Source organism: Bradyrhizobium sp. CCBAU 11386, assembly GCF_028128955.1.
In the GTDB taxonomy this organism is placed as follows: Bacteria; Pseudomonadota; Alphaproteobacteria; order Rhizobiales; family Xanthobacteraceae; genus Bradyrhizobium.
Window position 1 is genome coordinate 1 of sequence record NZ_LBKA01000034.1, and the last position, 18407, is coordinate 18407.

Sequence of the window (18407 nt, forward strand, 5' to 3'; positions counted from 1 at the left end):
ATACATCTGCAAATGCTGGACATCCCAGCCAGAACGATTCAAGCTCAATCCGCTCCAGCAAATGCCGGGACTAAACACCTAGAACACCAGCACGTTTATCGCTCGCGCTATAGCCTCCCGCTCGAAAGTGATCGGTCCCGCGTGGGCTATATTCCTGGTTTTTACTTCGGCTTGCGCATGGTCGAGCCAGAGGTCCATCCCTCCGAAATATCATCGGCTGCGGCGCTCTGTTGGCCAGAATGGCTTCGTTCTCGACCTCCTGATCCAGCCCAGAACGGGGCTGGCGCGCAGCGTAGCGGCTTCTGACCTGTCATGGCTCTAGCGCGACCTGCAAGCCCTCGGTGCCTTCAACATGAACGTAACGGGGGCCGATCGGCCGCCCCCTGCCGCTGGCGACCGTGACAATGTTTTCCAGAGGAGTGGCGCGCGCATCGGCCTCAGGGCGAGACAAGATCAGATCGGCGTGAAACAGCCCTTCTGATTCAAGGCCGGTCGCATCAACGCCAAGAGCCGCCAAGCTGGCCAAACAACCTTCAAACTCTTCAGCATCGCGAAAGCGGCGCTGGATAAATGTCGCGCCGTAAAGACGTTCCGTCACAAGGCCACGGTTCGCGAAGGTCGAGGCCAAAGACTCAAATGGAAACATTCGTAGCACGAAGGAGATGATCCATGGACATCTCTCGGTCGCATCGAGAATTTTTCTGAACGTCTTCTCGGTAATATAGCCGATGCAACCCGTCGACATGATAACATCCGCAGAGCGGAGAATTTGCGCGCTGTCTGTCGATAGCGCGTCTTTTTCAAGGTCAGCGACAATGCCCTGGTCCAGGAGGCCAACGTTTGTTGCATAGCTAATCGCCGGCGCCGACACGTCCAAGCCGATAAACCGCGCCAACCCGACATCGGGCCAAGCCGCATAAAAATTGCGATCGAGGCGCACCAGTGTCTCAGAACTGATTGCCCTCATTTCGCGCCGAGCGTAGCGGTGACGCAGGCCCCCGAAGGTCAGTGGAAAGCGATGCACTGCTGCGTTGATGCCGTATGAACATCCAATATCAAGAACGACAGGCTTAAGACCGGTTGCGGAAGCTTTCGCTGCCAGAATTTGTCGCACGACCGGCTCAGCCACGTCCGGGATCATATAATCCAAGTCGCCCAGGACAGAGAAGTATGCCCTTGGATCATCCAAAGCATAAATGTCATCAAAGATCGCTTTAGACCGATTGATACACGAAAACTCTGTTCGCACCCAAATGTCTCCCATCTCATTTTGCAACCCGGTCGCCGGCTGCTACTTCCAAGTACTTGACGACCTATCCCAGAAGTTTGGCGAGGTGCAACCCCATCGCGTCTTTTTTTGGCTCGCATCGTGAGACAGAGGGCGGGCCTCCTTATTGCAGCGTACGAGAAGACAAATTGGCGCCAAAAGCGATCCTCAGAGTCGCGGCACTTTTGTGGGAGCTCGAAGACCTATTGAACTTCGAACGGCAGCGACTGCGATAATTACGGGCTAAGCGCGCAGGCTTTCGTAGCCCCATCAACGTGATACGCTTGCGCACGCGCCGGAAAAATCGTTCTGCAGGGTTAGAAAGAATCAAGATCAGCCGCGCCGCGTCTTCGCAATCTAGGTGCTTGACATTCAGAACCGCGAACAAGAACGGCAAGCGCGAGGTCGATTTCGTCACATCTGCTGCATCTTGCCATGGACAGTTGGCTTGGGAGATCTGTCCTTCGATTGCCTGCTGGACCGCATCGCGGCGGTTGAACGTGGCGACTTTTATGATGCAACAGAATTTCGCCGAGCCGGAATTTAATATTCGCTCACCAAGGGCTTGCCCCCGGACGGTCTTTTCGCTGACAGATGCCCAGCCGATCCACCTTTCGTGTCGTGCCAGCACAGTCCTTTGCACATCGACATTCCACGAGGCAAATCAACTCAACATCAGTGATCGCAGAATTTATCAGAGACGCGATCTTCGTCAGCTTCTCGCAAGCTGCCCCTGCTATCAGAGAGCAGGTCATCTCGCGGCGACGCCGCTATGTGAGTGTTACGACATGGACGCAGGCGCCGCCGATATCGCAGCGACAAGGCCAGAGGCTGGCGCAGACCCCGACACCGCGGCGAACGGCGGCAACCGCTCGCCTGCGGCATTGTTGCAGCAAGCTTTCGAGAAGGCGCTCGTTTCCGTCGCCACGCAAGTCATAAGCGACTCCCAGTCGGATATGGATGATGCCATGAGCGAGCTGGATGAGGGGTGAGGCGGGATGGGGATACATCGGGCCCGCTGTTTAAAACGAGCCCGATTGGACGAAGCAAGTGGGACTTGGTACCTGCAGCAAGCCAGACGCGCCTTCAGCGATGCTCCAAATGGCTTGCCGAGCGGGTCCACAAATCGGTGTGCACCCGGCTCTCTCGGCAAACGCTGCTGCGACTTTTGGTCTTCCGCAGCGGCAGACCTGCACAGCAAGGCCGAAGCTCCACCGGCAAGCTCCTTGCTATCCCGCCCAAGAATGACGATACGAGCGCTCTCAGCAAGGGGTAATGAACGATAGCACGCAAGCCGTGCAACATTTCCCTCATTCGAGGATCGATTGCGCTCGCCAGGCTGTCCTTGTTCAGATCCGCGGCTGACCGCGAACCTGTCTGCTAGAGAGATCTCAAGGACTTTTCCTGAGGGCCAGCATCGTTGGCGCTCAGAGCGTGAGGGCTCTCCTGCGTATGCAACTCGTGCGCCTTCGCCACAGCATTGGAAGATGTTGCCAGTACTTTGTCCTGCCGTCACGGGCTGCTGTTGGCCCGGTTGGGGCCAAAGCTTTGACTGCGCGATCGTCGGACGCGAGCAGCGATTCTGGATTCATAGGCGGCAGCACCTGCTATTCTCATCGTCGCTTGCCGAACATGAGAAGCGGGCGCTAGCGCCGCCCGCTTCACAATTTGTCCAATTGATGGACTCGGCCTCACGCAACCCGCCGCAACATCATTTCCCGCATCATGGTCTTGAAATCCGGCGGCGCGTCCGGGTTCTCATTGTGGTCGATGACCGACTGCGTCACCCTGCGTCCGGAGTTGTCAACCCATCCCTGATTTTGCTCGTGGATTGTCTGAGCTCCATCAGATGTCAGCTGATCAAGGGTTCGGCCGGCATTGGATTGGGTCACCTTCAGATTGTTCTTTCCATCCTTATCATCACCGAGTCCCTCGACAACCATCGCATTGTCGCCGTTGGTGATGGTCAGCTTTGAGGAAATGGTTTTGCCTTTACCAAAATCGACCGTGTCTACGGTAATCTTTGTGCCGTCATCGAGCTCGAAGCTCATGCCTTTCTTGAAGTCGAAGTCATCCTTGCCGTCGCCATTCGCATCGACGTGAGGATCGCCGTGGATCTTCGTGACATGGCCGGTCTGATTGTTGCGAACGGTCCAGGTGCCGTCTTTCTCATCGGCCGTGATCGTATACTTATCACCAAGGTTAATCGTCGCCTTGCCGTCCTTCACCTCATGCGACCAAACTGGCGCCGGCTGAGGCGACTGCCCAGGAGTCGGAGCGACCGCAACCGGCACCATCGCGAGGGGCGGCGGCGGAGGCGGAACGAAGAAGACGGGGCTCGCACAGCCTGACGGCGGACTTGCATACTGGTAGTTGCCCGGTCCGCGCCCCCGTTCACCCGCATTGATACTCGCCTGATTTACCGCGCGTCCGGCGCCATCGACCCAACCCTGGCCGCTCTCATAGATTGTCTGAGCACCATCGGCTGTCAACTCATCAAGGGTCATTCCAGCATTGGACTGCGTCACCCTCAGGTTGTTTTTGCCATCCTTAGCGTCGCCGAGCCCCTCCACAACCATCGCGTTGTGGCCGTTTGTAATGGTAAGCTTTGAGGAGATGGCCTCACCATTGCCGTAGTCGACGTTATTGACCGTAATTTTCGTGCCATCGTCGAGCTGGAACGTCATATCTTTCTTAAAATCGAAGTCGTCCTTGCCGTCTCCGTCGGCGTCGACGTGGGGGTCGCCATGGATCTTCGTGACATGGCCGGTCTGGTTGTTGCGAACTGTCCAGGTGCCATCCTTCTCGTCCGCCGTAATCGCATACTTGTCGCCGAGATTGATCGTGGCCTTGCCATCCTTGACCTCATGCGTCCACACCGGATCCACAGGAGGCTCAGAGCTCTGATTCGGCTGACCCACCAGCATGGTGGGAGGGGGCGGCGCCATCATGTACGCCTGGGTAGTAACGACGGCTGGAGCCACGGCGACGGGAACAACACTTGTAACGACCGAACCGACCAGGGCTGGCGAAGCTACCGGTAGGTACTGATAGCTCACCGGGGCATACTGCCCCAACAAGGCGTTGAAAGCAGGAGCGACAACCGCGCCTTCCGGCACCACTCCGTTCATCGTCGAATCGAGCGCGCCGACCACGGGAAGACCGGCCACGGGAAGATACGGCATTTAGTTCACTCCTGTTGCATTGAAGAAAGCTGTAAACCTTCAAGCCTTACGCGCTAGTCAACCGAACACGCCCTTCAGACCTGCATGAGCACACCATTAGCCCACCCAAGCGCATATATGCCTGTCGTCACTAGCACCTGCGTCCCTGAAGAGGCCACTCCGTCCTCATACTCCGCAGTTATGGCACGAGCATATCGCACGCGCATTCAACGTCAGAAACGCTACCCGCAATACCTGTCGAAAAGCTGACGATAATAAACTATCGACGTCGCACTTGCTGCGATGACACCGATCGGGGTACAGCAATCCATAGACTTCAGATGCGATCTGTATGCGTGCGGGCCACTAGACGGTCAGCTTCCACAGCATCAGGGGCTCGCCAAACCTGCGCCCCTTCGGCATCCGCCAACGGCCAAAGCTGGGGACTGGATGACTCAACCAGTCACTCCAACTCGATCGCCTTATCCGGCCGGTCGCGTCGCTCCACGCAACCGAAACGCCGCCGCTCGTTCCGCAAGAACGAACAATTCGCATGAACGCAGGCAAGCACGGTAACGCTATTTTTTCCGACGCGCCGAGCCATACGCGCGGCTAGACAAGCCTGAGCGAACCGATAAGTCGAGCAAGCGCTGGGCCGCCGCAACAGTCCCTTCGGACGTGTGACTCGTCAGCTTCTGGAAAGGTAGCGCCCCTAGCATGAGCACGCTGAACTCTAGGCGAGGAGTCGTCTATTGAGCGTAACAAGACAGCATAGGAGAAACTGATGATCGGAGAAATGATCGGAAGCGCTGCGGGCGGATGGCTTGGCGGCCCCGCCGGAGCGGCGATTGGTTCTGCCTTGGGCGGGACAGTCGACAAGGTCTTTGATAAGGTTGTCCTTAACCTGGAGCCCGAGAAGAGTGGCCCCGCTAAGGCCGCCGAGACCAAAGACGCCGGCGAGGAAAGCAGCGTACACACCAGGCCGACTCTCGGCAAGAACCCGGAGCTGAACCTTAGCCTTAGCACGCTCGGGGGCGAGCCCATGTTTCTTTCCATTCCTGCCATCGTTTCGCCCGCCCGCGCGACGTAACAGAGCACAAACTAGCAACATACGACGAAGAAAGGTGAATCGACATGGCAGTTAATAGTGTTGGCGGTAACGGTGGCGCGACTGGCGCCCAGGCGACCGGGGATGCTGGCTTCCAGAATCAGATGGCTGAGTTCGAGCGTGTTAGCCATAAGGTTCAGGAGCAGGCCGTGGCAATGCGCAGAATCACGACCGAGCTCTCGTCCGAGAAGAAGATCGCCGACGAGCGCGTTCAGTAATTCTGCAAGACGGGTGGCTCATCGCGTCGCTTATCATGGCCGCGTTGTGAATGACGAACTCTGAATCAGCCGTACGGCACTGCCGTACGGCTTCTCTCGTTATTCAGGAGATTATCCGTGACCGAATCGATTTCCCTCGACTTCGAGGTGCTATCGGGACTCTATACCGGGCTTAAGGGCAAGGCGGCGGCCGGGCACAGTATTGTCGGCAGCGGCCTCGATGCCGATATGATCTTCGTTGAACAAGGGCTCGAACCGCATCACCTTCGCATCATCCCACAGCGGGATTCGATCGAAGTGGAGGCGCTTGGTGCTGGTATCAGCGTAGACGGCCACGAAAGTATCACCTCAGGGGAGCGCGTCAGTGTACCTCTTCCTGCGATCGTTCATGCTGGCGCGATGTCAATCCGCTGGTCGGCGCAGGATCTCCCGCAAGCTAGTCCCAGCAATCGCTCACGTGGCTTGATCGTGGCACTCAGTCTCCTCTTGCTCAGCTCTGTCGCGATTGGCACCGTCTCAACTATCTTCGGTCCTACCGACAGCGCGGGGGTGCTGAGTACTGATTCATTGCCGGCAGCCGAGGTTGCCGCCAAACCAACCATCAATCATTATGAAGCGAGCGACGCTGATGCAATCGCCGAATTGCTACGGCAGGAGGTCGAGCGAGCGGGCCTTCTTGATGTCAAGATCGGGGCTGGCTCCGGCGTTGTCACTGCGGAAGGCACTGTTACGCCTAGCCTCATCACAAAATGGAAACAAATCCAGCAATGGTTCGATCATCAAACCAACGGCACTCCTACCCTTGTGAATGCAGTCACGGTCAAGGAGGAGAAGACGCCGTCTTCGATCGCTGTCCAAGCCGTTTGGCGTGGAACCGAGCCTTATCTGCTTATCGGCGGCCAAAAGTATTTCGTGGGTGCGCTATTAAGCAATGGATGGACCGTCGACCGAATTGAGGATGGGCGAGTGCTGCTCAGCCGCAACGGCCGATTTGCTGCTTTGCCATATTAGAGTGTCTACCCTGCAAGAAAGAAGGAGAAGTCGATGGCTAGGCTGCCCCAGCACGCTGTAGGGCCCGGCACCCCATTGCAGGGATTGGACGCGGGCCAGAACGCACCGGCTATCGGCTCGTCCTCCTCGCAAGCCGATATGGAAGTCGGAGTTGCTCATGCAGATGGGGGCACGAAACGGGCGTCGTGGCGAGACGCGCCCGCGCAGAATCTGCCAATTGAAGGCGCGAGCGAAGCCGCTCTCGAGGTCAACTCCATCAACGCCGTCTCGGGCGTCGCTCTGTTCGAGATGGGTGCCGGCGCAAATGAGATCGACCCACGCGTAGTACTGGCTTCGCTTTATGGGTCCAATCTCTCACACGGCCTACTCTCCTTCGTCATTCCACGTCTACGTCATCCGGACGTGCTGCGCGCGGACAAGCATGGTGTTCTTCTGGAGCGCCTAACCCAGACATTGGAGGCTACGCCAGACGACAAGACGGCTTGTGAGTGTCTGGCAATCCTGCAGCAGGAGCTGCGCCGGCTGCTTCTGCTCCGGCAGAATCAAAACAGCATAATCAAGGGCTAAGCGATGGCCGAGCCTAATGTATTGCAGCATGTCCCCGCCACGTTGGCACCGGAAGCTTCCAAATCGGGCGATATCTTGTCGATCTCCGGGCCGGAGCGCGACCTGCTCTGCGCCCTCTCCTATGTCCACCTCGCGTGCGGGCAGAGTGCACAGAGTCTGGCTCTGCTGAGAATCGCAGCTCGCGAGCATTCCCACGACGTCGATCTGCTCCGCATCCTGGCCTACACTCTTATCGCAGAGGGCCTTGGCGATGAAGCGCTTGATGTGCTGGATCGGCTGGACGCGCTCGATGTGCACCCCTCTTCACGCGTGCCTATGACGCTCTTGCGTAGTCACGCATTGCGACACGCCGGCCGCATGACCGAGGCTCGTGATGTTTTCCAGCGCTATGTGTCACTGCGCGCGAGCACAGCCTTCATTAAACAGCAATAGGGATCTTTCATGGCCAACGTCTTGCGTAACTTCGTCGTGCGCGCGCCGGCCCACCCGGATTTCATGGTCGCCTTGATGCTGCTTCTGGCGATCGGCATGATGATCATGCCGATCCCAATCATTGTGATCGACATGCTGATCGGCTTCAATCTCGGCTTTGCTATATTGCTGCTGATGGTTGCCCTCTATCTCAGCACGCCGCTCGATTTTTCGTCCTTGCCGGGCGTCATCCTGATCTCGACGGTATTTCGTCTGGCGCTGACTATTGCAACAACGCGACTGATTCTTGCTGAGGGCGATGCCGGCAGCATCATCCACACCTTCGGCGATTTTGTCATATCGGGGAATATCGCTGTCGGAATTGTCATATTCCTGATCGTGACCATGGTTCAATTCATGGTTCTTGCCAAGGGCGCCGAGCGTGTCGCAGAGGTGTCGGCCCGCTTCACACTCGACGCGCTGCCGGGCAAGCAGATGGCGATCGACGCCGAATTGCGCAACAGCCATATCGATCAACACGAAGCACGTCGCCGGCGCGCCGCGCTGGAACAAGAGAGCCAACTTCATGGCGCCATGGATGGCGCCATGAAGTTCGTGAAGGGCGACGCGATCGCCGGACTGATCGTCATTTGCATCAATATGCTCGGCGGAATCAGCATCGGTCTGCTTTCCAAGGGTATGTCGCTCGATGAAGCGCTGCATCAATACACCCTCCTCACGATTGGTGATGCACTTATTTCACAGATTCCGGCGTTGCTGCTGTCAATTACGGCCGCAACCATCGTCACGCGTGTGAACGGGCCTTCCAAGCTCAAACTCGGCGCCGATATCGTTCACCAACTCACCGCGAGCACGCAAGCGCTTAGATTAGCCGCCTGCGTTATGGTATTCATGGGGCTCGTTCCAGGCTTCCCTTTGCCGCCGTTCGTCACCCTGGCTGTTCTTTTTGCTGCGGCAAGCTATATCAAGGTCGGCGCGAAAGCTGACAAGGCTGCCGTTAAGACAGGCGCTGACGGCGTCGCTTCGGCGCCGGCCCCTGCGCCGCCTCAGAAGCAAGCCGTGCATGCGGAAGCACTTCCGATTGCTTTATTTCTTGCACCGAACCTGACGCATTCGATTGACAAAGACGAGCTGGAACAGTGCATTGCGCGTGTTTCAACACTGGTATCGGCGGATCTTGGCATCACCGTTCCGCGCATACCGGCCCAGATTGGGCAGAACTTGTCCACGTCGCAATTCAGGGTGGATGTCGACAGTGTGCCAGTTGAACGCGATGTGATCGATCCGACCCAACTGGTGCTCAATGACGATTTGGCAAACATCGAATTGAGCGGCCTCCCCTTTCGGCAAGACCCGGAGACAAATCGGGTCTGGATCGAAGAACGGCATGCAGCCGCTCTCAAAGCAGCCGGCATCGGATATCACCGACCGAGCGAGATTCTTGCCTTACGTCTCCATTCGACATTGACACGCTATGCACAGCGCCTGGTCGGCATCCAGGAGACCCGCCAATTGCTCGCCCGGATGGAACAGGAATACCCCGACTTGGTGAAGGAGGTGCTGCGTACGGCCACCGTCCCTCGGATCGCCGAGGTCCTGCGCCGGCTGCTCGATGAGGGCATCCCCATCCGCAACACCCGCTTGCTCCTGGAGGCGCTGGCAGAGTGGAGCGAACGCGAGCAAAACGCCGTCCTGCTCACTGAATATGTTCGTGCTACTCTGAAGCGGCAGATCTGCTTTCGCTATGCTAATGCTCATCGTGTTGTGGCCGCCTTTATCATTGAGCGCGAGAGCGAGGAAATTGTGCGCGGCGCGGTGCGCGAAACTGCTGTCGGCCCATACCTCGTTTTGGATGAATGGCAGAGCGAGAAGCTGCTTGCACAGTTCCGTCACATCCATTCGACCATCGCACAAAGTAAGAGTCAGCCTGTCATTCTTGGATCGATGGACATCCGGCGTTTCGTGCGTGGCTTTCTCACGCGCAACGGGATCGACCTGCCCGTCCTATCCTATCAAGATCTCGCCGCGGATTTCACGGTTCAACCGATTGGATCCATTAAGCTTCCAGCTTCCAAGGACAGGGTCCCTTCCCCGGAACGTGGCGGGCTCCTTCCCGCTGCGGGTTAACAGTTTACAGCAGCTCGTCATGAGAAAGCCTATGAATTCAAATGAGATCAGGGGCCGGAGGCGCTTGTGCTCCATTCTTCCGGGGGCGTGGCCAGCTCTGCTCGCAATGCTCGCCGTTGTGCTGCTCGCGGGTTGCGCTATCTCGGATAGATCGGGTGTTTCACCGCAGCAGACGTCCACATCAGACCTCGCAGGCAGCAAAGAGATTGACCCTGCCGTGCGCCAGCGCATTTCGTACACCCTCAGCCGGGATCCTGATGAAGGGGCTCTGCGCGATACATTGAAGCAACAGCCGAACAACATCGATGCGGCGATTCCTCTTGCGCGAGCCCTGCTGGCACGCAACTGTCCGAATGATGCGCTAGAGTTGCTCGACGGCGTCTTATTGGCAGCCCCTGGCGACCTGCGCGCATTGAATGCCAAAGCAGTTGTTCTCGATCACGAGGGCCGACATCAGGAGGCCCAAGAACTATACCGCCAAGCTCTCGCAGCGGAACCCGCAAACCCGATGCTGCGCAACAATTTCAAACTGTCCCTCGCCCTTGAAGGCAAGAGGGAGGTCGACGACGCCGACCCAGCACCGCAGGCGGACGGCCGGCACGCATTGGCTCGTTCGAGATAGCGCAGCGAACAAGAGCGGATCGGAATGGCGAAGTTTTGAGGCCTAGCTGTCATCTTGCCGACAGCTAGGCTTACTATGAGCGCGGAATCTCAATCGGCGGCAGCCCCCGCGACCCTCATGTCGTCGATACAAATAGGAAGTGTCATGTTTCAGCGTACCAACAATTTATCCAATACCCAACGTGCTTCCGAGCCCGATGAAGTGAGAATGAGCGCGACCCGTACGCCTACGCGGATAGCCAAAGGTTTGCGGATATATTCTCTACCCTGAATTCGGCGCCATCGAGTTTCTCCTCTGATCCATCTTCGACGGCAGTCCCGCCATACGCGCTGGTTGACGAGCCACCGGTTGAGATCTCTAGATCTTCATTCGAGCACAAGCTGGCAGAGTTTTATGGAGGAGACATAGAGGATATTGCTGCTAATCCGCAGCGATACTCTAGCTGGGTGTCCCGAAAGGCTCAACGCACAGCGGACGTTGCGTTTCGCTTCGGCATGAAGTCAATTTCGGAGAAAGCGCGATATTTCAGCTATCAGCTTGGGAACAAGAGCGTCGGGCTCCTGAGAACGGAACCCGGAAGTCGCATGAGTGAGCTGTTCGAGGGCAACAATGATTGGCGCGAAAAATTTCCTGGGCGAGATGAAATCACCTCAACAATAGCTTTCCGGGTTACTCATCCGCTTGTCGATAACGCGGGCGATATCTTGCTTGAACATCAGCTCCGGATCGACGGCACGAACCGCTCGTTCTCTCCCACTCTTCCAATCCGGAAGCGAAAGCCCGCGCAGCAGCGTTGGGCTTTCTTGAGGTAAGTGACTCGATGATGGTGCTTGATCCCACCAAGCACAAGGACAAATGGAAGAACAAAGGACCACACTCCCGCCAGGCGCCGAGCAGCTAGACGCCGCCCCGAAGGCGCCCCCCAATTAACTTTCTAGCAGCCCAGGCGCTTAGCAAGCGCCTCGCTCTTGCGCGCAGAGTGCGTCTAGCCACCCGCCTTAGCTCGCGGAGATATTCGCTCGTTGGGCAGTTACCATGTGGCCGCTCGAGACCGCCTCGATTTGCGCTTTCATCGAGCTCGCAATCTGACGCTACGTAAGATTCGGTCGCTTCATGTAAATTAGAAGCGGCAGCGACGGCGTCGATAGATAACCTATGGCAATGCAACGATCACCACAGGCAGGCAGTTGGTTCTTGGCGGCGCGCATTCCAGCTGTCCACAAACCTCACGTAGATCACCGGTACAAGTGATTACTACCCATTCTCGGGCCCGCATCGTCACACGACGTCACTCGCTTAATGTTGAAAACGTTCGTCGGTTGCAGAGCTCTCGCATCGAAGGTTCATTGCCCCTTCTTTCTGCCATGTTCACACCCAAAGCAGAGACGCGCCGATTGCGCACTTTGCGCGCGGCAACAGCGAGTGTCTCAGGAGATATTTTCATGGTGAAACCAGTTGTAATTGTGGTAGGTGCGGACAAGGGAGGAGTCGGCAAGACGACCGTATCACGAACGCTACTGGACTACTTCAGCGTAAACAACGTGCAAACACGCGCATTCGACACGGAGTCGCCGCGGGGAACGCTGAAGCGATTTTATCCCGAGATCACCCAGATCGTCGACATGACGACGACGGCGGACCAGATGAAAATCTTCGATACCCTGAACTCAGGGCTGTCCGTCACTGTCATCGATGCTCGCGCAGGCTTACTGTCCTCTGCGTTGGCTTCCTTGCGCGACATCGGATTTCTGGACTCGGCACGGTCTGGCCAGATCACATTTGCCGTGTTCCATATCCTGGGATCATCCATCGCTTCGCTAGACGAGATCGCGGAAACCGCGACCTTCATGAGCGGCGCAAAGTACTACCTGGTCAAGAACTTCATCAACGACACTCAATTCTTCCAGTGGGATCAAGCGACCTATAATTCCTATTTTCACCGCATCAAACATGCGACTGAGTTGGTCATACCGAAGCTTAACGAGATGGCTTATGAGCAGGTGGAAGTCGCATCCGTCCCATTCATAGACTTCGTCGCAAACAAGGGTAGGAACGATGAGCCCGCGAACAACTCCTTCGTGCTGCGCGGCTATGTCCGGCACTGGCTGGCAAATGTCTGGAGCGAATTTGATCGCATCAACTTGACGGAATTGGCCGGCGCCAAGTCTGGCACCCGGGCCGGCGAGAAGTAGTCGCACATTCGGTGGGCTCAGATCGGGCCCACGTACGGAACGAAATTGATCTGCTGGCTATGTTAGCGACCCCCATCTACATCATCTGCTCTCCTAGCCCGCAGGTCGGTAAAACCCTCATCGCTCGGGCCATGAGCGAGTTCTTGCTGCTGAAAAACGGCACAGCGCTGTCCTTTGATGTCAACTTGAAAGAGCCGTCATTGCTCGACTACCTCCCCAACATCACGGAGACCGCGGATGTGATCGACACTTACGGCAAGATGCAGCTGATGGATCCTCTTATCATCCACGATCGGGTACCCAAGGTAATCGATCTCGGCTTTCACGCCTTCGACGAATTCTTCAAGATGTGCGAGGAGATCGGCTTCATGAAGGAGACGGCGCGCTGCTATGTCGTTCCTATCATCCTCTTCGTCGCGAGCGCTGACCGTATCTCCTTTCGCGGTTATGAAATGCTGCGGCGGCGAATTCCGCCGGCGTCGCTGGTCACCGTCCACAATGAATTCGTGCTACGCGGCGGATTACCTGAAGCGATGGATGGCGAGCGGGTGCTTCGGATTCCCGCACTTTCGCTGTTCCTCAAGAGATATATAGACCGGCTTAGCTTTTCCTTCACTGGATATCTGCGCAACGAGAAGGACTGGTCTACCGAGCTGCATCAATGGATCCGACGGAATTACAGCATGTTTCGCGATCTGGATTCGAGTATGATGCTGCGAGGGTCCTATCGATCGCGGGGGACGGATATCGATAGCCTACGTTTCACAAGAGCCACTTGAGATTTCGGTCTGCTCGCCATCTATTCGTCCGGCCTATGAATGTGTCGTTGACCAATGACTTCAATGGCCGCCGCGGGACGCGAACGCATGAATTGCGGTATACGAATCTTCGCTTTGATCGCGCATCTTTACCGTGATCGTCCGCACGGACCGCGCGACCGGCAGTTGACGGCAGCTCATTCGCCGAATGGCTTCATGCAGACACGCCCGTCCTCGAAAGGATCGATGACTGTCTTGACCTTGTGACCGGCTAAGCGGATCGTCGGGCCCTTCAGTCCGAGGGCGCTCATAGCTCAAGGCCGAGTTTCCCGAGCACCTGGTGCATGACCGCGCTTTTGATCTCGCGGGCGATCTCGTTGCGTATCTGGGCGCCGAGCACCCACTCGGCATCGGCATCGCCTGTCAGACCATGCTCGGCCAGTCGCCCGTCCAAGCGGGTTTGAAACTGTACGCCCATCGCGTCGACGAGCCGCTCCTGCATTTCAGCATTGTCTTCGGGTGCGACACCACGCTTTCCCATGGTTGCCAGCGCGCTGCCAAATAGTCCGGAAATTCCGCCGCTTCCTGGTTCCGCACCGATGCCTCGGCCCTGGCCACATCGTCCTCGGTCACGTGAGAGACGTTCGTGACGCGCATGTCGGGAGCGATGTGCCGCAGCTATAGCGCGACGATCTGGGTGGGAAGACGTATTGCCTCACATATCGATGCTCCCGAGTGAGATCGGCTGCCTCATTTATTTTGCTCCCGGCTTGGGTTGAGGAGGAGGCCGGGTGCGGAGATGGCCGGGGTTTCGGAGCGCCCGGCCTCCTCCGCTGGCACCTGGCACAGCATTGGGGTGTTGTGACCTCATACCCCGGAAGCGTTTCCTCCGTAGGAACGAACAGTAACGCGTTCGCTTGCTCGCTGCGCCAAGATTTAAGTCGACGTTGAAGCGTTCGAAGAAGCTTGTTCGGATAGGCTCCAGGATATTCCACCTGCAACCGGGAGAGCAGTTCGCTGCCAGTCCGCCAGGGTTCGATTTCAAACCATTTTCGCAAGTCCGGCGTTGCCCTGATGAGCGGGTCGGGACGGCGCCGGCCTCTCTTCGCTTTCACGATTGGCCGATCCGTCGGTCGCATAGCTCCGTCCTTCCAGGCGGTTCGTAGACTTGCCAGAAAGAGATCAATCGATTGCGATGCCGCAGCAGGATTGACGATTGGCTGGGTATCCGCAAGCGCCGCGAGGCGTTCCTGCGCGCCGCGGATATCGCGCACCAACGCGACCGGGTCGAGAGTGGCATAGATTTTTTTGGAGATGGGCGCGAACCACGTCGGGCGTGCGCGCGTCGGCGGCCAAGCGCTGGTGTGGTGTTGCCGGCGCGCTGTATGTCTTGCGCACACGCGCCCCGTCGCGCTGCTTGGCTATCAATTTGAACGAGGGCTGGAAGAAGTTCACGAGCAGCCGCGCCGATCGATAGCGTTCAGCCAGCAGCTTGGCCGCTTCCAGGCCCTCGAACCGACGATAGCCGACCATCCTGCGCACGACGGCGCCGTTCTTCTGCTCGACGAACGCTTGGTCATTCTTTCGGTAGGGCCGGCAACGCGTGAAGACGATGTTGGCCGCCTCGCAGTAGGCTTTCAGCGTCTCGTTCATGAACACGGTATCATTGTCAGTATCGAGGCCGAGCAGCGCAAAAGGCAATTGCTTGCGCAATTCCGTCAGCACGGTGCTCAACAGCGTCTGTTCGCGCACGATCAGAGGAGCGCACTCCGTCCAGCCGGTAGCAATGTCGGTGAGCACGAGGGTCTGGATGAAGCTGCCGCGCGCAGATGGACCGCTATGCGCTACAAGGTCGGCCTCGACGAATCCCGGCGCCGGATCATTGCAATCTGCCGACGTCCGTATTGGAACACTGCGACGCAACGAGTGCGTCGCATGCCGCCGGCGCTTGCGACCTAATTCTTTCGGATCCGCACCAAGGCGCGGTCGATCGTCGCAGCGCTCATCGCCAAAAGTTTGGCGCGGATCTCGGGGGCAAGGTCGAGGTGGCCGTGCCGTTCCATCGCCTCAATCAGCGCAGGCATTAACGCCTTCAGCCGCTTCCCGCAGATCCGGTCTGACGCCTCCCAAAGGAGCACGAGCGCGTCGTGTTCTGCCTCATTATAGACTCGACGTCCCGTCGGTCTGGGCGTGCGTCTTCCTGACCTCGAAGTAGTCGCATCGCATGCTTGCGATGGTATCCGGTGATGTCGACGAACTCGTCCAATATCCGCGCCTTCTTCGCGCGATCCGAACGCCGATAGCGCGCGCCTGCTGCTGCCGTCAGTTCCTTCCGCGTTGCCATGCTTAGCCATCCCATCTTCGCCCCCGCTCGTTCCCGATCCAAGGGAGCAATTTACGTGAGGCAACGGCTCAGCATCCGGTAACAATTAGGGCGAGGCAATGCGAGGTCTCACCTTGATCGCCGCCGCCCACTCGAGGCGGCCGCGCTGCGTGCGATTGAGATCCAGGCTCGCAACTACCCAAGTGCCAAATCGATCCTCGAGAAGGGGCTCGATCGCGTTGCAACGCCTGCGTCCCCCAAGCGCGAGCCGATCATACACACCAACATCAGAGGCTCGGACTATTCCCACTATAAGGGAAGAAAATGCTGACACACCCCACACTCCACTTACTTACCCGCCGGCGAGGCTCGTGAAGGCATCGCCGGCCTTACCGGCATGGCCGTTGCGGAACAAGTCACAGAAACGGCTGTATCGGTACCCGTCCGGATGGTCCGCAATGTACTCTTCCCGCAGCACCTGTAAGGTCACATGCTTGCGCTTGAGCTCGCGGGCAACAACGGACCAGTCAGGCTCGGCCACCTTGCGGCGACCCGGCTTCACGCCAGGCACCCCGTACAGCAGTTGCTCCAGCCCGGCGTCGCTTATCGCTTCCGGGACGGGTGCCATGCCAGACCCGCGCGCATAAACCGCTTCAGCGTGTCACGTACCCTCGACTGCCAGCGCCTTCTTCAGCGCGGCACTGTCATCCGGAACAGCGTCGCGGTCGGCATCCATGCGACGCATGTGAATCACAGATTGGAGGCGTTGGGACTCCCTAAAATGCCGGCAGGCGCAGATTTTCCTGGATCAGCCCGCGCTCCGCGGTCGCCAGCTCAGTTGCGGATTCCGCCAGTCGATCCCAGCATATAGGCCATCTGAGCTGCTGAGATCGATACCGCCCCGTCCGACGCCGAAGGCCATATGAACTTGCCGCGATCCAGGCGCTTGGCGTAGAGCGACATGCCCAGCCCGACATGCCAGAGGATCTTGACCAGGTCGCCGCGGCGACCCCGGAAGATGTAGAGATCGCCAGCATACGGTTATGTTGCGCGCAACATAATAGAGAGCGTTTTTAGATTGGCGGCCCGGCACCGAAGCTTCAAAGTGCGTCGGTGTGAGTGCGCCGGTAATCTAAAAACGTGTTGGACGAAGCCGCCTAGCGCGCCGGTGCCGCTATGGAAATTGGATGCCGCATCCCCACGTACAGTGCCGTCGCTGAGGCTTCGGGGACATGCTGGATGCGGTCTGGATGGTGAAACATTCTAATCAAGATATGGTCTCCCGGTCGAAAAGACCGGCGACGCCCGCGCCTGGAGCGCTCGATGCCGGAGGCGTGACAATAGGATGCCTGCTGTCTACCTTGGCAGATAGAACGAACGATGATCAATGATTGAAAAATCCCGACCGTCATGAAGTGTCCAGAAACGGTGGGTCTTGTGACGCAACCGGCGCGAGCACCTCGATGCACACCATCTGCCCTTGACGGCAAAAGGGACATTCCCGCAGGGAAACCCCGGTCAGCTCCTCGACCTTGTCGCGATAATCGTGCCCTTCCTTCGGATTCACCGGAGTATCGGAGTGCTGCATTCCGAGGAGTTCGCGGCAGCGGGCGAGCTTTTGCTTGCGGTAGCGGTTGCCCATGAAACCGTAATAGCGGATGCGCTGAAATCCCTCGGGCAAGACATGGACGAGGAAACGCCGGATGAACTCCCCAGCGTCGAGCGTCATCACCTTTTGTCGGTTCTCGTTGCGATAGTCCTTCCACCGGAAGCGTACCTTGCCATCCTCGATATCGACGATCCGGTTGTTGGCGATTGCCACCCGGTGTGTGTAGCGTCCGACATATTCCAGAACCTGCTCAGCGCCCGCGAAGGGTGGCTTGGCATATACCACCCAGTTGACCTGGCGGGCGGGATCCAGATAGCGCCGGAATGCGACGAGATCGCGCAGCCGTTCCAATGATGAAAAGAATCGCAACTCACCGGCCTCGAATGCCCTTTGCAGGCCTTCGAGAAATAATCGCCGGAAGAGTCGGGAGAGCACGGCGACTGGTAGGAAGAAGCCGGGACGGCACGCGATCCAGCGGCTCCCGTCCGGCGAAAGCCCGCCGCCGGGCACGACGCAGTGGAGGTGGGGATGATGGCTAAGATTCTGCCCCCAGGTGTGAAGCACCGCGAAAAACCCGATCTCCGCGCCGAGGTGTCGCCGATCGGCAGCGATGGTGCGCAACGTCTCGGCGGCCGCGTGGAACAGGATCTTGTAGACCGTGCTGGCATTCTGGAAGGCAATCGCGGCGATCTCGTCGGGAACGGTGAAGACGACGTGGAAATACTGCGTATCGAGAAGCTCCTCCCGCCGAGCCTCGATCCATTCCGCTCGGGCGAGCCACTGGCACTTGGGGCAACTGCGGGAACGGCAGCTGTTGTAAGCGATCCGTCGTTCACCGCAGCGGTCGCACTGTTCGACATGGCCTCCGAGCGCTGAAGTTCGGCAGCGCTCGACGGCAGTCATAGCTGCGCGTCGTTCGGTCGATAGCGAGGCCCAGTGCTGCTCTCGCCAGGCAGCACCGTAGCGACGGAATATATCCGCGACCTCCGGACCTGAGCGGCCCATGAGA

Annotated in this window: 15 protein-coding genes and 4 pseudogenes; 12 read left to right on the forward strand and 7 right to left on the reverse strand. The window is 58.1% G+C overall.

All coding sequences use genetic code 11. The features are described from left to right. Nucleotides 1-306 (forward strand): hypothetical protein (locus XI09_RS07840; RefSeq protein ID WP_271566363.1); only part of this gene is annotated, 306 nt, incomplete at its 5' end. 4 nt (nt 307-310) lie between these two features. Here the strand turns inward: XI09_RS07840 and XI09_RS07845 are convergent. Beyond that, nucleotides 311-1249 (reverse strand): class I SAM-dependent methyltransferase, encoded by a 939-nt coding sequence (locus tag XI09_RS07845; RefSeq protein WP_245570259.1) that lies wholly within the window; start codon nt 1247-1249, stop codon nt 311-313. A gap of 302 nt (nt 1250-1551) precedes the next feature. Here XI09_RS07845 and XI09_RS07850 point away from each other — a divergent pair, with 302 nt between their 5' ends. Continuing rightward, nucleotides 1552-2259, forward strand: a complete 708-nt coding sequence (locus XI09_RS07850; protein ID WP_271554269.1) for a hypothetical protein — start codon at nt 1552-1554, stop codon at nt 2257-2259. A gap of 699 nt (nt 2260-2958) precedes the next feature. Here XI09_RS07850 and XI09_RS07855 read toward each other — a convergent pair. Further along, entirely contained in the window at nt 2959-4452 is a 1494-nt protein-coding gene (locus tag XI09_RS07855) for a DUF1521 domain-containing protein (protein ID WP_271566364.1), read from the reverse strand. A gap of 763 nt (nt 4453-5215) precedes the next feature. On the opposite strand from XI09_RS07855, the gene XI09_RS07860 reads away from it, so the two are divergent. The 10 genes from XI09_RS07860 to XI09_RS07905 all read left to right on the forward strand — a co-directional run bounded on the left by XI09_RS07860 (nt 5216) and on the right by XI09_RS07905 (nt 13487). Then, nucleotides 5216-5521, forward strand: a complete 306-nt coding sequence (locus XI09_RS07860; RefSeq protein ID WP_097669892.1) for a hypothetical protein — start codon at nt 5216-5218, stop codon at nt 5519-5521. A 44-nt stretch (nt 5522-5565) separates the two neighbouring features. Next, a complete protein-coding gene (locus XI09_RS07865) occupies nt 5566-5757 on the forward strand; it encodes a hypothetical protein (protein ID WP_161533283.1) in 192 nt (63 codons plus the stop codon). Between the two features lie 117 nt (nt 5758-5874). Then, entirely contained in the window at nt 5875-6768 is an 894-nt protein-coding gene (locus XI09_RS07870; RefSeq protein ID WP_097669894.1) for a SctD/MshK family protein, read from the forward strand. A gap of 33 nt (nt 6769-6801) precedes the next feature. After that, nucleotides 6802-7335 carry a hypothetical protein gene (locus XI09_RS07875; protein ID WP_097669895.1) on the forward strand — a complete coding sequence of 178 codons (534 nt, stop codon included), beginning with the start codon at nt 6802-6804 and terminating at the stop codon, nt 7333-7335. 3 nt (nt 7336-7338) lie between these two features. Next, a complete protein-coding gene (locus tag XI09_RS07880; RefSeq protein WP_097669896.1) occupies nt 7339-7767 on the forward strand; it encodes a tetratricopeptide repeat protein in 429 nt (142 codons plus the stop codon). Between the two features lie 9 nt (nt 7768-7776). Beyond that, nucleotides 7777-9894 carry a type III secretion system export apparatus subunit SctV gene (sctV, locus tag XI09_RS07885; RefSeq protein ID WP_097669897.1) on the forward strand — a complete coding sequence of 706 codons (2118 nt, stop codon included), beginning with the start codon at nt 7777-7779 and terminating at the stop codon, nt 9892-9894. Between the two features lie 106 nt (nt 9895-10000). Then, nucleotides 10001-10516, forward strand: a complete 516-nt coding sequence (locus tag XI09_RS07890) for a tetratricopeptide repeat protein (protein ID WP_271566365.1) — start codon at nt 10001-10003, stop codon at nt 10514-10516. Between the two features lie 584 nt (nt 10517-11100). Next, on the forward strand, nt 11101-11328 hold the full coding sequence (locus tag XI09_RS07895; protein ID WP_246740486.1) for a hypothetical protein: 228 nt from the start codon (nt 11101-11103) through the stop codon (nt 11326-11328). Between the two features lie 630 nt (nt 11329-11958). After that, on the forward strand, nt 11959-12708 hold the full coding sequence (locus tag XI09_RS07900; protein WP_097669301.1) for a hypothetical protein: 750 nt from the start codon (nt 11959-11961) through the stop codon (nt 12706-12708). 59 nt (nt 12709-12767) lie between these two features. Further along, the gene (locus XI09_RS07905) at nt 12768-13487 is read left to right on the forward strand and encodes a hypothetical protein (protein ID WP_161533281.1); all 720 of its coding nucleotides are present in this window, start codon (nt 12768-12770) and stop codon (nt 13485-13487) included. A gap of 286 nt (nt 13488-13773) precedes the next feature. On the opposite strand, the pseudogene XI09_RS07910 reads toward XI09_RS07905, so the two are convergent. The 5 genes and pseudogenes from XI09_RS07910 to XI09_RS07925 form a co-directional block, all read right to left on the reverse strand. Further along, nucleotides 13774-14144: pseudogene (locus XI09_RS07910) on the reverse strand (NEL-type E3 ubiquitin ligase domain-containing protein); the annotation flags it as partial. Nucleotides 14145-14317: 173 nt separating this feature from the next. After that, nucleotides 14318-15825: pseudogene (locus tag XI09_RS07915) on the reverse strand (ISNCY family transposase); the annotation flags it as partial. A gap of 370 nt (nt 15826-16195) precedes the next feature. After that, nucleotides 16196-16464, reverse strand: a pseudogene (locus tag XI09_RS07920) (IS21 family transposase); the annotation flags it as partial. A gap of 159 nt (nt 16465-16623) precedes the next feature. Continuing rightward, nucleotides 16624-16818, reverse strand: a pseudogene (gene tnpB / locus XI09_RS46030) (IS66 family insertion sequence element accessory protein TnpB); the annotation flags it as partial. Between the two features lie 379 nt (nt 16819-17197). Then, nucleotides 17198-18403: an IS91 family transposase gene (locus XI09_RS07925; RefSeq protein ID WP_271566366.1), complete on the reverse strand. Its 1206-nt coding sequence runs from the start codon at nt 18401-18403 to the stop codon at nt 17198-17200. Nucleotides 18404-18407: the final 4 nt, after the last annotated feature.

Excerpts from the sequence above, each read along its gene's own strand:
- XI09_RS07865 (WP_161533283.1), top strand. The coding sequence starts at position 5,566 with ATGGCAGTTAATAGTGTTGGCGGTAACGGTGGCGCGACTGGCGCCCAG.
- XI09_RS07880 (WP_097669896.1), top strand. The coding sequence starts at position 7,339 with ATGGCCGAGCCTAATGTATTGCAGCATGTCCCCGCCACGTTGGCACCG.
- XI09_RS07860 (WP_097669892.1), top strand. The coding sequence starts at position 5,216 with ATGATCGGAGAAATGATCGGAAGCGCTGCGGGCGGATGGCTTGGCGGC.
- XI09_RS07900 (WP_097669301.1), top strand. The coding sequence starts at position 11,959 with ATGGTGAAACCAGTTGTAATTGTGGTAGGTGCGGACAAGGGAGGAGTC.
- XI09_RS07855 (WP_271566364.1), bottom strand. The coding sequence starts at position 4,452 with ATGCCGTATCTTCCCGTGGCCGGTCTTCCCGTGGTCGGCGCGCTCGAT.
- XI09_RS07925 (WP_271566366.1), bottom strand. The coding sequence starts at position 18,403 with ATGGGCCGCTCAGGTCCGGAGGTCGCGGATATATTCCGTCGCTACGGT.
- XI09_RS07905 (WP_161533281.1), top strand. The coding sequence starts at position 12,768 with ATGTTAGCGACCCCCATCTACATCATCTGCTCTCCTAGCCCGCAGGTC.
- sctV (WP_097669897.1), top strand. The coding sequence starts at position 7,777 with ATGGCCAACGTCTTGCGTAACTTCGTCGTGCGCGCGCCGGCCCACCCG.
- XI09_RS07895 (WP_246740486.1), top strand. The coding sequence starts at position 11,101 with ATGAGTGAGCTGTTCGAGGGCAACAATGATTGGCGCGAAAAATTTCCT.
- XI09_RS07875 (WP_097669895.1), top strand. The coding sequence starts at position 6,802 with ATGGCTAGGCTGCCCCAGCACGCTGTAGGGCCCGGCACCCCATTGCAG.
- XI09_RS07890 (WP_271566365.1), top strand. The coding sequence starts at position 10,001 with ATGCTCGCCGTTGTGCTGCTCGCGGGTTGCGCTATCTCGGATAGATCG.